Source organism: Duganella zoogloeoides (assembly GCF_034479515.1).
GTDB lineage: Bacteria > Pseudomonadota > Gammaproteobacteria > Burkholderiales > Burkholderiaceae_D > Rugamonas > Rugamonas zoogloeoides.
Map to the genome: position 1 here is coordinate 2,459,101 of NZ_CP140152.1, position 14,242 is coordinate 2,473,342.

Genomic DNA, 14,242 nt, shown 5'->3' on the forward strand with positions numbered 1-14,242 from the left:
CGGTCAGGCCCCATTACGCGAAAAAAGATGAAAAGCTGCCTTATTGATCGGCCAGCGCATCGGACCACAGTCCGAGAATCTCGTGCGCCCGCGCATCCGGCAGGTACAGCAGGTTGTCGCCCACGTACAGCTCGACGTAGCAGCGACCGGCCAGCGCTGCGTGCTGGGCGCCGTTGAACAGCCACACGCCGTGCTGGCCGGCGATGCGGTTGCGGATGTCGAGCGCATGGTCGCGCGCTACCGGCAAATGCAGGTGCAGCATGTTGGCGTGCGGGCGCCCCGGATTGGGCACCAGCAGCGGGTACTTGCGCAACTGCTGGTACAGCCACTCGGTGCGGCGGAAGTAATCGGGCATGGCGGCCAGGCGGGCGTCGAACTGCATGGCGGCGGCCACCACGTACGGCGTGCGTTGATAGACATTGCCACCCTGGCGTCGGAACCATTCGCGGGCGCGGTCGATGAAGGCGGCGTCGCCTGCCAGCATGGCGCCGGCCATGCCGCCGATGCCCTTGTACAGCGACACATAGACGGTGTTGAAACCGGCGGCAATCTGCGCCACGTCGCGGCCGTAGGCGGCTGCCGTTTCCCACAGCCGGGCGCCATCCATGTGCAGGTGGATGCCTTGATCGCGGCAGTAGTCCTTGATGGCGGCCAGTTCGTCCCAAGACGGGCACTGGCCGCCGATTTCGCGCATCGGCAATTCCAGCAAGGCCGCGCCCAGCTTGTCGGGGATGCCTTGCAGGTCTTCCACCGACCATGGCCGGTGCGGGTCGCCGATCTGCAGCGCCTGGAAGTGGTCGAACAACTGGTGATTGCCGCGCTCGTGCCTGAGGATGTGGGCGGTGGGGTGCAGCGCCACCAGCCGGCTGCCGCGCTCCATGCACGCCAGGCGCAGCGCGGTCGCCTGCGCCATGGTGCCGGTGATGCAGAACAGCGCCGACTCGAAGCCCAGCAAGCGCGCCACCTTGGCTTCGAACTCCTGGATCAGCGGCCCGCAGCCGTAAATATCATGGGTGACGTCGTTGGCATTGCACCACTCGGACATGGCGGCGAACAGCTGCGCCGGCGTCGGTTGGCGGTGGCCGGGCAGCAGGGTGTGGCAGGTCTGGCGCAGTTCCGTGTCGTTCAAGGGGTTCCCCTTCGAGATCGGGCAATCCCCGCATGATACCGGATCAGTGGACCGTGTGAACGTTGTGAAACTGCAGCGCGGCCAGGTTGGCGTAGATGCCGCCCAGCGCCACCAGCGACGCGTGGGTGCCGGTTTCGACGATCTTGCCATCTTCCATGACGATGATGCGGTCGGCGCGCTGCACGGTGGCCAGGCGGTGGGCGATGATCACGGTGGTGCGGCCGACCATGGCTGCTTCCAGCGCGCTTTGCACCAGGCGTTCCGACTCCGCATCCAGCGCGCTGGTGGCTTCGTCGAGCAGCAGCAGCGGCGGGTTTTTCAGCAGCGCGCGGGCAATCGCGATGCGCTGGCGCTGGCCGCCGGACAGGCGCACGCCACGCTCGCCCAGGAATGACTGGTAGCCCTGCGGCAGGCGTTCGATGAATTCGTGGGCGGCAGCCATGCGGGCGGCGGCAATCACCTCGTCGTCGGTGGCGTCGGCCCGGCCGTAGCGGATGTTTTCCATGGCGTTGGCCGAGAAGATCACCGTGTCTTGCGGGACGATGCCGATGGCGCCGCGCAGCGTGTGCAGGTCGAGCTGGCGGATGTCCACGCCATCGAGCTTGATGGCGCCGTGCTGCGGATCGTAAAAGCGCAGGAACAGCTGGAACAGCGTGGTCTTGCCAGCGCCCGATGGGCCGACCACCGCCACGGTTTCACCGGGCTTGATGTCGAGCGAGAGGCTGGTCAACGCTGCCGATTCGGGGCGCGACGGATACAGGAAAGTCACGTCCTCGAGGCTCAGCGACGCGCCATTGGCCGCGCGCGGCGGCAGCGCCAAAGGTTTGACGGGCGCCTCGATGGCCGACTTGACCGCCATCAGTTCCAGCAGGCGCTCGGTGGCGCCGGCTGCGCGCTGCGCTTCGCCCATCACTTCCGACAGCGCGCCGATGGCGCCGGCCACGATCGATGCGTACAGGATGAACTGGCCCAGGTCGCCGCCCGTCATTTCGCCGTTGATCACCGCGTGGGCGCCGAGCCACAGCACGAACACGATGGCGCCGAACACCAGCACGATGGCGATCATGGTCAGCATGGCGCGCGCGCGAATGCGGCGCATGGCGGTCTGGAACGCGCCTTCCACCGATGCGCTGAAGCGGTTCGATTCGATCTTTTCGTGGGTAAAGGCCTGTACCGTGGGCATGGCGTTGAGGATTTCGCCGGCCATGGCGGAGGCGTCGGCCACCCGGTCCTGCGAATCGCGCGAGAGCTTGCGCACGCGGCGGCCGAAAATGATGATCGGCAGGACGGTGAGCACCAGCAGGCCGATGATGATGGCCGAGAGCTTGGGGCTGGTCACGAACAGCATCACCAGGCCGCCGATGAACAGCAGCGAGTTACGCAGCGCCATCGAGATGCTGGTGCCCACCACGGCCTGGATCAGCGTGGTGTCGGTGGTGATGCGCGAGAGGACTTCGCCGGTTTGCGTGGTTTCGAAAAACTCGGGGCTTTGCTTGACGACGTGGCTGTAGACGGCGTCGCGGATGTCGGTGGTGACGCGTTCGCCGAGCCACGACACGGTATAAAAACGCGCGGCCGTGGCCAGCGCCAGCACCGTGGCCAGGCCGAACAGCGCCAGGAACACCAAGTCCACGTGCTTGATGCTCTTGTCACCGACTGCGCCCGGCACGCTGGCGGCGCTGCCGAAACCGAGGTCGATCATCTGCTTGAAAGCGGCGGGAATGGCCAGTGTGGCAGCGGCGGCGACCAGCAGCGCCAGGCCGGCCATGACGAACTGCCGTTTGTATGGCGCCAGGAACGGCAGCAGGCCGCGCAGGGTGGCAATGCTGCCTTTTTCGGCGATGCGCGCGGTGGAGGGCGCGGTGGACTGCGCGGGGGCGGGCTTGCTGTTGCCAGTGCTGGCGGTGGTGCTATTGGTCATCGTGTGGCTTATCTGGTTATTCCAACTACTACAATTTCATGGGGCGGACATAGCCCGTCAGTTCGAGGTACGCGCGGCCGACGCGCCGGCCGTCGCGGCGCAGCAGCACCGCGCCTTCCCAGTACACGGCGCCGGTCGAGCGGCGCGAGTCGAGTTCCTGGTCGTCCTGCAGCGGTTCCACCTGCCAGATGGTGGCGCCGGTGGTCAACCGCAAGGCCACCGGATATTCTGCCTTGGTACGCGGCGAACGCCAGCGCCGCTGCGGTGTGAAATCCACCTGTTCCGGCGCAAACTGCGTGATCTTACCGGAAGCGTCGCGCCATGTCGCGTGGGCCCATAGTTTACCACCTGTCTTGCTGCGGATCTGGAAAGCCATCAGGGCGCCGCCGTCGTCGAGGTTGGCGCCGATCCATTCCCAGCCCGCCGCCTCGGCATCGAGCACCTGCGACGACCATTCGTGGTCCAGCCACGACGCGCCTTTGACCGGCACCGCCTTGCCGGCGCGGGTGATGGTGCCGGTGGTGGTGAGCTGCGGCTCGCTGTAATAGTAGCTGGCCTGGGCGGGGCGCGGTCCCTTGCGCGAAAAGCCGCCCACGCCCTGTACCAGCACCGGCTGCGACGGCGCCAGCTTGAGCTGCAAGGTAAAGCCGGACGCCTCGACGTGGACCGCGTAGCTGCCGTCAGGCTGGCGCGCCATGCGCCAGTCTTCGAGCTTGATGTCGGTGTCGCCCACCTTGGCGTAGGCCAGTCCCAGGCCCTCGCGGGCGCTGCGCTGGTCGTGCAGCAGCTTGCCGTTGGCGGTGTCGGACAGCGCCGCGTGGCCGATGATCAGTTGCTTCGGTGCGAACTGGCTGGGGTTGGCGCGGTCATGGTCGCTGGCGCTGCGGAAGAACGTGACCTGGTAGCCGAGCGACTTGCCGTCTGCGGCCTCGACCCAGCCGGTCACGTACCACCATTCGGTCTTGTAGTCGGGGTGGGCGCCGTAATCAAGCGGGAATTGCAGTGCCGCGCCGGGCGCCAGCGGGGTGACGGCCGCGAACTTTGGCGCGGCGGCCCATGCGGGAACAGTCCCAGCCCACAGCAGGGCCACCATGGCCAGCAACAATCGTACGAGCGGCATTACCAGTCCTCCCTGACGGCGCGGATCGGACCACCGGACAGCGATTGCCGGCCCGCCAGCAGCGCCGTCAGCGCGGCGGCCGCCAGCAGCAGCGCAGCGACGGCCGCCAGCAGGCCCCACGGCAGGTGCAGTTGCATGGTCCAGTGGAACGACTGCGGATTGACCACGAACACCAGGATCAGGCTGATCACCCAGCCCAGCACGAAACCGGTGGCGATGCCGAGCGCGGTGAGCGACCCACCCTCGATGGCCAGGATGGCCAGGATCTGGCGCCGCGTCACGCCCACGTGGCGCAGCATGCCGAACTCCCTGGCGCGCGCCAGCGTCTGCGCTGAAAAGGTCGCGGCCACGCCGAACAGGCCGATGACGATGGCGATCGCTTCCAATAAATAGGTGATGGCAAAGCTGCGGTCGAAAATCTTCATCGACATGTCGCGGATGTCCGAGGGGGTGCTGATGTCCAGGGTGGCGGCGAACGGCAGCGCCTTCAAGTCCCGTTCCACGCCGGCGTGGCTGCTGCCTGGCGCGAGCCACAGCGCCACGCTGCTGGCATCCCGGTCGCCGGTGATGGCGCGGTAGTCAGCCAGACGCATCTGGATCGAGCCGGTGGGCCGCGCATAGTCGCGCCACACGCCGGCCACCGTGAACGGCTGCTGGCGGCCTGCCAGCGGCAATTCGATGCGGGCGCCCACCTGCATGCCGTACAAATCGACCATCGCCTCCGAAATCCAGACGGGCGGCGGCTCGCCCGGCACTGGCGTGCGGATAGCGCCGACCATCGCCAGCACCTTGCCGGGATCATTCGCATCGACATCGCGCGCAATCAGCGCCACGGCGGGGCGGTCGGCCGCCAGCGCGATGGCCTGCACGCGCAGGAAGTCGGTGCCATCGACGCCGGGCAGCGCGGCGATGGCCTGCTGTTCGGCCGGCCGCAGCCTGGCCGTGGCGCCGCCGCTGACGGTGCTCACGTAGATATCGGCCGGCAGGATGTGGCGCATCCAGTCGTCGAGCGACACCCGGAAGCTCGACACCATGATCGCCATCGCCACCATCAGGCTAAAGCTCGACAGCACGCCGCCCAGCGCGATGCCGGCCTGGCTCGACGCATTGGCCAGCCGCGCCAGCGTGAGCGTGAGCACCGGTGAGGCGCCCGGGCGTCTGGCGACGACCGCGCTCCAGCGCCGGTGCGCAGCGTGAAACACGCCGGCAGCCAGGCGCGGCATCAGCGCGATCACGCTGATCAGCAGCAGCGCGATCGACAGGTAACCGAAAATCGGCAGCTCGAAGACGGGCGGCGCCTGCGACAGCAGCGCCGCCACCGCGATGCCGGCCAGCGGCGGCCACACGGTGGCCAGGCGCGAAATCGCCGCTTCCTCGGTACCGGACTTGAGCGCCACGGCCGGCTTGGCGCGTGCCGCATCCCAGGCCGGGGCGGCGCAGCCCAGCAGCGCGACGGCGACGCCCAGCGCAAAATACACGCCAGCGGCCACCGGGGTGAAATGCACGGTGGGACGCACGCCGGAAAAGAAGCCGGCGCCCAGGTCGGCGCCCATGAAATGCAGTGCGGTTGCCGCCAGCGCATAGCCGGCAGCGATGCCGAGGGCCGAACCCAGTACGCCCAGGCACAGGCCTTCGAGCAGGATCTGGCGCAGCAACCGGCGCCGCTCCATGCCCAGCACGCGCAGCAGCGCGAACTGGCTGCGGCGCCGGATCACCGACAGGGCCTGGGTGGAAAATACCAGGAAGGCGCCGGTAAACAGCGCGACCAGCGCGAGAACCGTCAGGTTGACGCGATAGGCGCGGCTCATGCCCTCGTTGCGGCTGCTCTGGTCTTCGTCGTTGGGCTGGTTCACCAGGAAACGGCCCGGGTAGTGGCGTTGCAGGCGCTGCTGCAGCCGGGTTTTGAATACATCGCGGTTGACGCCGTCGCGCAGCTTGAGGTCCACCCGCGACAGCTTGCCCAGCCGGTCGAAGCGCCACTGCGCCGCGCCGATGTCCATCACGCCCAGGCGCTGGCCGGCGCGCGCGCTTTGCAGGGCGCCCGCGTAGCGCAGCGCCACCGTGCCCACGCCGAGCTGGAAGGGCAATGGCTGCTCTGCCTTTGCCGAGAGCCACTGCTGCGCGGCTGGCGACAGAAAAATCGCGTCGTCGGCAAGGGTGTCCTGCAAGTGTTCTTCGGAGGGGGCGCCCACCAGGTCGGGCGAAATGAAGCCAGCGCGGAAGACGTCGATGCCGATGATCTTGAGCGCGCTGCGCTGGCCCGGAATCGAGGCTTCCACTTCCAGGATGGGCGAGGCGACCGCCACTTCCGGCAGGGCGGCAAGCAGCGGGTAGACCGCTTCATCGAAAGTGGGTTCGGTGCCGCGCACCTGCACATCGGCCACGCCGGACAGGCCCTTGATGGCCGACGAGAATTCGTTGAAGGCGGCAGCGTTGATCAGGTGGATGGCGAAGCCGAGCGCGATGCCGATGGCAATTGCCGCCACCGCCACCAGCGTGCGCACCGGGTGCGCCCGCCATTCGCCCAGCAGCAGCCAGCTTCCCAACCGTCCCGGCGCCAGCGCCGTCATCAGCGGGGGCACTCCAGGGCCAGCAGCTCGGCGGCGCGGCGGGCCTTGAGGCGGGCGGCATCGACCGTGGCGGCCGTGGCGCGGCGCGCGTCGTCGTCGGCCCACTGGCGATTGAGGCGCAGCTTGCCGCATTTGCGCTCGTGCGTGGCGGCCAGTTGCGCGGCCTTGGCGTCAAGCTTTGCTTCGCGTTCGTCGCGCGCTACGCGGGTCTTTTCCAGCGCCGCCGCTTCCTTGCGGGCGCGGGCCAGGCTGGCTGCGGCTGCGGCTGTCGCTGCCGGTTCAGCGCGCGGCGCGACCGGTATGGCCAGAGTACTGGCCCAGGTGGCGGCGGCAGGGCAGGGCGTATCGCCATAGCTGACCTTGCCGTCGACGATGCATTTGTGGATGTCTTGCGCGTGCACCGGATGCAGGGTGGTCGCGCACAGCAGGGCCGTGGTCATCACGCCGACCGGCCCGTACAGATGAGGTTGCATGGCTGTCCCGTTCACAAAATTTTCCCGGGATTCATGATACCGAGCGGGTCCAGCGCACCTTTGATGGCCCGCATCATGTTCAGCTCCACTGCCGATTTATGGTGCACCAGCTCGTCTCTTTTCAGCATACCGATGCCGTGCTCGGCCGAAATCGAGCCGCCAAAAACTTCCACGCTGTCGTACACCACGCGGTTGACCTCGTCCTGTTTGTGCAGGAATGCGTCGTTGGACACACCGTCGGGCGGCGCCACGTTGTAGTGCAGGTTGCCGTCGCCGAGGTGGCCGAAGCACACCAGCTGGCAGCCGGGGAAGGCGGCTTCGAGCTTCGGTCCGGTGGCGGCGATGAACTCGGCGATGCGCGAGACCGGCAGCGAGATGTCGTGCTTGATGTTCTTGCCCGCCTTGGCCTGCGCCAGCGGGATATGCTCGCGCAGCTGCCACAGGCCGGTCGATTGGGCCATCGACGTGGCCACCACCGCGTCGTCGATCACATCGCCGTCCAACGCCGCGCCAATGGCCCGTTCCAGCAGGCCCACGGCATGGGCTTCGGACTCGCTGCTCGAGAGCTCCAGCAGCACATACTGGGCGTGCGGCGTTTTGAATGGCTGCGGCAGTTGCGGGAATTCGCGCGCGACCAGCGCCAGGCAATACTGCGACATCAGCTCGAAGCCGGTCAGGCTCGCACCGCAGTGGTCCTGCATCAGGTTCAGCAGGCGGAGCGCGTGAACGGGCGAGGGCAGCGCCGCCAGCGCGGTAATCGCGGCTTTCGGCTGCGGGTACAGTTTCAGCACCGCCCCCGTGATCACGCCCAGCGTGCCTTCCGCGCCGATAAACAGGTCGCGCAGGTCGTAGCCGGTGTTGTCCTTGCGTAGCCCGCGCAAGCCGTTCCATATCTCTCCCTGCGGTGTGACCACTTCCAGGCCCAGGCACAGGTCGCGCGTGTTGCCGTAACGGAGCACGGCGGTGCCGCCCGCGTTGGTGGCCAGGTTGCCGCCGATGGTGCAACTACCCTCGGCCGCCAGCGACAGCGGGAACAAACAGCCTTGCGCGGCGGCCGCTTCCTGGGCGTGCTGCAGGATGCAGCCGGCATCGACGGTCATGGTGCGGTTGACGGCGTCGACCTGGCGCACGGCATTCATGCGCGCCAGCGACAGCACCACGGCGGCGCCGCCGCCGTCGGGCACGCTGCCCAGCACCAGTCCGGTGTTGCCGCCCTGCGGCACGATCGGCACGCGCCACTGCGCGCAGGTGCGCACCAGGGCCGCAACTTCGGCCACCGTGGCGGGCCGCAGCACGGCCAGTGCCCGGCCCGTGTAGCGCCCGCGCTGGTCGGTGAGGAAGGCGGCCTTGTCGGAATCGAGGTCGAGGACGTAATCCGCGCCAACGATGGCGCGGCACTGGTCGAGGAAAGCGTTGGTTATTTCCGTCATTTGACCGTGGTGACCTTTACCTTGTCGAGCAGTTCCTTGGCCAGTTTTTTCGCCGCCCGTTTATACGGGCGCAGGTATAGCAGCGCGCAGGCGAAATACACGCAGACGATGATCGCCTCGCCCCAGCCCAGCCAGGCCGACTCGCGGTCGGCGTCGCTCCAGCCACGCACGATGCCCTCGGTGAAGTACAGCAGTATCATCATCGACGTCCACTGCAAGGTGTAGATGTCGCGCTTCCACACGCCGTACAAAGGCAGCAGCAGCGGGGCGGCCTTGAGCACCAGCCACGAACCGCCCGGTTTCAGCGGCGCGATCACCATTTCCCACAACACGCACCACACGATCAGCAGGCCCAGGCTGCCGACGGCGCCCCAGTGAAAATACTTGTGCAAGGTGGTGTGCATGGCGTCGTCCTCTAACGGGTTGCGAGCTTGACGGCTGTTTCGGCCAGGCGCCGGCCCTGGGCGATGGCCAGGCGCTTTTCGTCGTCGGTGATCGGGCGGGCGCCATCGAGGCCGGCCCAGTGGCTGGCGCCGTACGGGGTGCCGCCGCTGGCGGTGGTCATCAATTCCGGGTTGGTGTAGGGCAGGCCCAGCACCATCAGGCCGTGGTGGAACAGCGGCACCATCATGGTGAGCAGCGTGGATTCCTGGCCGCCGTGCAGGCTGCCGGTGGACGTGAACACGCAAGCCGGCTTGCCGGCCAGCGCGCCGGACAGCCACTGGCTCGACGTGCCATCCCAAAAATACTTCATCGACGCGGCCATATTGCCGAAGCGGGTGGGCGAACCGACGGCAATGCCGGCGCATTCGGCCAGGTCGTCAAGTTCCACGTACGGTGCGCCGTCCAACGGCACCTCGGGCGCCGTGGCTTCGGTGACGGTGGAGACGGCGGGCACGGTGCGCAGGCGCGCATCGCAGCCCGATACGCTCTCGATGCCCTGGGCGATCAGCTCCGCCAATTTGCGCGTGGCGCCGTGACGCGAGTAGAACAGGACAAGAATAATCAGATTGGGTTGGCTCATCGCAGGTATTATAGGGGGTTAAAGCGGGCGCAGGCGGTGTGAAAAATCGGCTGCTGCGGCTCCTGAATTCCGATTATCGCTCATGTTCCAAAAATATATACAACCGATTTTCTTCTACCTGCTGCGCACCTGCCGCAACGGCGTCAATACCGTGCGCGCGCTGTCGTGGTCCGAGGTGCGCGACCTGGTGCTGTTCGCCCACCGCCGCCTGCGCGAGGAAAGCCTGCCGCAAGTGGCCGGCAGCCTCACGTTCACCACCGTGTTTGCGCTGGTGCCGCTGCTCACCATCGCGTTGGCGATTTTTACCACCTTCCCGATGTTCAATACCTTCCGCGCGTCGCTGGAAGCGTATTTCGTCCAGAGCGTGATGCCCAAGACGATCTCGGCCACCATCCTCAACTACCTGACCATGTTTGCGTCCAAGGCCACGCGGCTGTCGGCGGTGGGTGCGGTGGCGCTGATATTCACGTCGATCGCCATGATGAACCTGATCGAGCGCGTGTTCAACCGCATCTGGCGCGTGCGTGGGGAGCGCAGCTGGACCCGCCGCATCCTGGTCTATTGGGCCATTATCACGTTGGGGCCGCTGCTGATCGGCGTCTCGCTGACGCTGTCGTCCACCGTGTTCATGGCCACGTCCGACCTGTTCGAGCAGTTTCCGGTGGTGGGCGCCATCGTGTACACGTTCGCGTCGCTGGCTGTGACCACCGCCAGTTTTACGTTGCTGTACGTGGCGGTGCCCAATCGCGATGTCGATTGGTACGACGCCGCCTGGGGCGGCCTGGTGGCCGGCGTGGCATTCGAACTGGCCAAGCGCGGCTTCGCCATTTTCATCACGCAGTTCCCCACGTATTCCAAGATCTATGGCGCGCTGGCGGCCTTGCCGCTATTCTTGGTGTGGATTTATGTGTCGTGGGTGATCACCCTGATCGGCGCCTTGCTGGTGGCCGCGCTGCCGGTGGTCAAATACGAGCGCTGGTGGCACGAGGCCAAGCCTGGCGGCGAATTCGTCGATGCCATGGCGATCCTGAAAGTGCTGTTCCTGGCATGCAAATGCGGCGACACGGCATTGGTCAGCGCCGGCACCATCCGCACCCGCACCCGGCTGGGTTTTGACGAGATGGATGCCTTGCTTGAAAAAATGCTGGCCGAGGGCTGGGTGGGGCGCGTCAACGTGCCGGCGCCGCGCCGGGTGCAGTGGGGCAAGCGCGTGTCCGACGGCAGCGACCACTGGGTGTTGCTGGCCAATGTAGAGAAACTGACGCTGGCCGAGGTGTACCGGCTGTTCGTGTTCGGCGGCATGGCGGTCAATGCCGGCGTGGTGGACGATGACACGGACGAGCGCGACAAGCTCTCGGCGCGCGAGGCGGCGCAACTGGCGCGCGAGGTGGAAAACGCTGTCGAAACCGGGCTCGGCAAAAGCCTGGCAGACCACTTCGGCCCCATCGATTGCCGCTGATAACCGGGTTTTGGTTGCGGTGCAGCATAAGAGTGTTGCAACACTCTTATCAAATTCTTGCGATATCGTGGGGCGTGGCGCTGGATTTTTCGCCATGCATAGGCTACATTCGGCTTAGGCTTAAACACTAAAATTAATAATGACATCATCTACCCACGAAGCCTCTCAGCGGACAGGACGGTCAAATATGAAAGTCTCCGAAATCCTGCAGGTCAAAGGCAGTATCCTCTACACCATTTCGCCCGATCAACCGTTGGCCGAAGCGGCCGATATCATGGCGGAAAAAGACATTGGCTCGCTGGTCGTCATGGAATTCGGCGACCTGGTTGGCATGCTCACGTTCCGCGAAGTGCTGCGCGCGTTGCATGCTAACGAAGGCAATGTCGGCGCCGGCACGGTGCGCAAGCACATGGACGACTACCCGATCACGGTCACGCCCGATACCGAAGTCAACGAAGTGCGCCGCATCATGCTGGAAAAACATGCGCGCTACCTGCCCGTGATGAACGCCAAGACCATCCTCGGCGTGATTTCGTTCTACGACGTGGCGCGCGCGGTGCTGGAAGCGCAAAGCTTCGAAAACCGCATGCTCAAGGCCTATATCCGCGACTGGCCGGGCGACCAGGCCGAGCCGCATCCGGACTGACCGGCCGCCATCCCCTGCATCCGGCGCTGCCGGAGCAGGGGGCATTTTTATCTGCCGTTATCGAGCCATACCTCCAGCGCATCGGCCTTCATCGGCCTGGCGAACAAAAAGCCCTGCGCCAGCGGGCAGCCCAGCGCATGCAGGATCTGCGCCTGGCGTTCGTCTTCCACTCCTTCCGCAATCACCGTTAGGCCCAGGTTGCGGCCCAGTTGAATCACCATCTCGGCAATGCTGCTGCCGCGAGCCGAGCCGGTAATTTCGGTGACGAACGCGCGGTCGATTTTCAAGCGGTCCACCTGCAAGCGCTGCAAGTACGACAGCGACGAAAAACCGGTGCCGAAGTCGTCGATCGCGATCGAGACGCCGGTCTGCTTGATCTGGTCGAGCATCTTGATCAGCAAATCCGGTTCTTCCATCGCCATCGATTCGGTGATTTCCAGTTCGATGTTCTGCGGCGGCGCGCCGGTTTCCTCCAGCGCGCGGCGCAGCATCTCGAGGAAATGCGGGTGGCGGAACTGCACCTGCGAGACGTTGACCGACATGACGAAATCGAGGTGGCCGGCCGCGCGCACGGCCATCAGTTCGCGGCACGCGGTGCGCAGCACCCATTCACCGAGGTCGATGATCAAACCCGAATATTCGGCGATCGGGATGAATCGGTCGGGCGAGACGAAGGTGCCGTCTTCGGTCTGCCAGCGCAGCAGCGCTTCGGCGCCGACCGGCCGCCGGGTTTCGAGGTCGATCTGCGGCTGGTACATGACGAACAGCTGGCGCTGGCCAAACGCGGTGCGCAGCGCGTGCATCATGCGTACCCGCTCGCGGATTTCCACGCCCATCGAGCGCGAAAAATAGCAGTACCCGGCGCGCTGCTGGCTCTTGGCGCGTTTCAGGGCGATGTCGGCATCTTTCAATGCGTCGCCGCCGCTGCCTTCGTGTTCTTGCAGGCGCACCAGTCCTAGCGTGGCCGAGAGCTGCACGTCCTGGCCGTCGATGCGGAACGGCTGCTGGAACAGCGCCAGCAGCGCGGCGGGCGTGACCAGGTCGGCGTCGCCCAGCAGCGCGAAAATATCGCCGCCAATGCGCGCCACCGTCACTTGCCGCCCCAGGTCCGCCTGCAGGCGGTTGGCGACCGACACCAGCAGCAGGTCGCCGAACTGGTGGCCCAGCGCGTCGTTGGTTTCGGCAAAGTGGTCGAGATCGACGAGGGCCAGCGTGGCCTGTTCGTGCGCTGGCGCGGCCGTACTGGACGCGGCCAGCCGTTCTTCGAGCATTTCGAGCAGGCGGGTGCGGTTGGGCAGCTTGGACAGCTGGTCGTAGAACGCCGCGTTGTGCAGGTGGCTGACCAGTTCCACGTTGTCCAGCCCCACCGCCACGTTGCCGCAAAAGACGTCGAGCAGGCGTTCGTTGATGTCGGAGGGCGGCGTTGCAACGTCGAGGTAGGCGACGAAGTCGCGGCTGGCCTTGCCGGCGAAGTACAGGGTGATGCAGTCCGGGCCGTACACATTGCCGCGTTGGGCCAACGCCTGCTCCATGGCCGCCCGGATGCGGTCGTCGGCCAGCGGCGCATGATGCACGTGGCGGACGTGGGCATGGGCGCCGTGGTCGAGGTGAGCCTGCCGGCCGCACGCTGCCATTACCATCAGTTCGTGGCAGTCGCCGTCGCCCGGGCAATCCTTCACGCATAATACGCCGCTGGCGGGAATGCCGAGCAGGTCGCCGATCTGCGCCAGCACGCCGGAGGCGAAATTCTGCACGCCGTGCAGCGCCATCAACTCGGTGCTGGCGTGGACGATCTGGTTCAGGCCACGGCGGCTGTCGTCGATCTTGCGGATCTGTTCATACGAACGGATGGCCGACGTGACGGTGGTATAGAGCTTGATGCGCGTGAGCTCGGACTTGGTCTTGTAGTCGTTGATGTCGAAATCGCGGATGGCGTCGATTTCGGGCGCATAGCCGGGCTGGCCAGTACGCAGGATGATGCGCACATCGGCAAGCTTGAGCGTTTCGCGGATATGGCGCACCAGGTGCAGCCCGGCGTCGTCCTGTTCCATCACCACGTCGAGCAGGATCACGGCGATGTCGGTTTCGGTGGCGAGCAACTGGCGCGCCTGGGTGGCGGAATAGGCATGGACGAATTCCAGCGGCCTGCCTTGCATGTCGAGGTTGCCGAGCGCGAAGGTGGTAGTGGAATGGACGTCCTCGTCATCGTCGATGATCATCACGCGCCATACGCCGGTGGCGCTGGTGTCTGTCGTTGCCGCCGGATGTTCGTCCAGGAATACCAGGTCGTCTTGATCATCCTTGGCCACAGACGTAACCTGTCGGTAGCCAGGAGGGGTGATCGGTTGGGGCATGTGTCGCATCTCCAGGATTGCTCGGTGTTCTTCTGGGTAAGTATATAGCGAATTGTTAAAATGAACTCGAATTTCCCCTGAGACAGTCAACCGGCCGTTGCGCCGCCGTTGCACAT

General features: G+C 65.8%; 11 protein-coding genes. 2 read left to right on the forward strand and 9 right to left on the reverse strand.

What is annotated here, in order from left to right; all coding sequences use genetic code 11:
* Positions 1 to 40: 40 nt before the first annotated feature.
* The 8 genes from SR858_RS10855 to wrbA are packed head-to-tail and all read right to left on the reverse strand — an operon-like array spanning position 41 to position 9,667.
* Positions 41 to 1,129, reverse strand: coding sequence for a threonine aldolase family protein (locus tag SR858_RS10855; protein ID WP_019920807.1), 1,089 nt, complete (start codon positions 1,127 to 1,129; stop codon positions 41 to 43).
* Between the two features lie 43 nt (positions 1,130 to 1,172).
* On the reverse strand, positions 1,173 to 3,050 hold the full coding sequence (locus SR858_RS10860; RefSeq protein WP_019920808.1) for an ABC transporter transmembrane domain-containing protein: 1,878 nt from the start codon (positions 3,048 to 3,050) through the stop codon (positions 1,173 to 1,175).
* 28 nt (positions 3,051 to 3,078) lie between these two features.
* On the reverse strand, positions 3,079 to 4,170 hold the full coding sequence (locus tag SR858_RS10865) for a lipocalin-like domain-containing protein (RefSeq protein WP_051120282.1): 1,092 nt from the start codon (positions 4,168 to 4,170) through the stop codon (positions 3,079 to 3,081).
* Positions 4,170 to 6,740 (reverse strand): FtsX-like permease family protein, encoded by a 2,571-nt coding sequence (locus SR858_RS10870; protein WP_019920810.1) that lies wholly within the window; start codon positions 6,738 to 6,740, stop codon positions 4,170 to 4,172. The genes SR858_RS10865 and SR858_RS10870 overlap by 1 nt, the downstream gene beginning before the upstream one ends.
* Complete coding sequence (locus tag SR858_RS10875; protein WP_051120283.1) at positions 6,740 to 7,213, reverse strand: hypothetical protein; 474 nt, start codon at positions 7,211 to 7,213, stop codon at positions 6,740 to 6,742. Before SR858_RS10875 ends, SR858_RS10870 begins: the two co-directional genes overlap by 1 nt.
* Before the next feature lie 11 nt (positions 7,214 to 7,224).
* The gene (locus tag SR858_RS10880; protein ID WP_019920811.1) at positions 7,225 to 8,643 is read right to left on the reverse strand and encodes an FAD-binding oxidoreductase; all 1,419 of its coding nucleotides are present in this window, start codon (positions 8,641 to 8,643) and stop codon (positions 7,225 to 7,227) included.
* Positions 8,640 to 9,047, reverse strand: coding sequence for a DUF2069 domain-containing protein (locus SR858_RS10885; protein ID WP_019920812.1), 408 nt, complete (start codon positions 9,045 to 9,047; stop codon positions 8,640 to 8,642). Before SR858_RS10885 ends, SR858_RS10880 begins: the two co-directional genes overlap by 4 nt.
* Before the next feature lie 11 nt (positions 9,048 to 9,058).
* Positions 9,059 to 9,667, reverse strand: coding sequence for an NAD(P)H:quinone oxidoreductase (wrbA, locus tag SR858_RS10890; RefSeq protein ID WP_019920813.1), 609 nt, complete (start codon positions 9,665 to 9,667; stop codon positions 9,059 to 9,061).
* Between the two features lie 82 nt (positions 9,668 to 9,749).
* Between wrbA and SR858_RS10895 the strand changes: the two genes are divergently transcribed.
* Positions 9,750 to 11,126 carry a YihY family inner membrane protein gene (locus SR858_RS10895; RefSeq protein WP_019920814.1) on the forward strand — a complete coding sequence of 459 codons (1,377 nt, stop codon included), beginning with the start codon at positions 9,750 to 9,752 and terminating at the stop codon, positions 11,124 to 11,126.
* A 187-nt stretch (positions 11,127 to 11,313) separates the two neighbouring features.
* Positions 11,314 to 11,772 (forward strand): CBS domain-containing protein, encoded by a 459-nt coding sequence (locus tag SR858_RS10900; protein WP_019920815.1) that lies wholly within the window; start codon positions 11,314 to 11,316, stop codon positions 11,770 to 11,772.
* Positions 11,773 to 11,819: 47 nt separating this feature from the next.
* On the opposite strand, the gene SR858_RS10905 is transcribed toward SR858_RS10900, so the two are convergent.
* The gene (locus tag SR858_RS10905; protein ID WP_040377547.1) at positions 11,820 to 14,126 is read right to left on the reverse strand and encodes a bifunctional diguanylate cyclase/phosphodiesterase; all 2,307 of its coding nucleotides are present in this window, start codon (positions 14,124 to 14,126) and stop codon (positions 11,820 to 11,822) included.
* Positions 14,127 to 14,242: the final 116 nt, after the last annotated feature.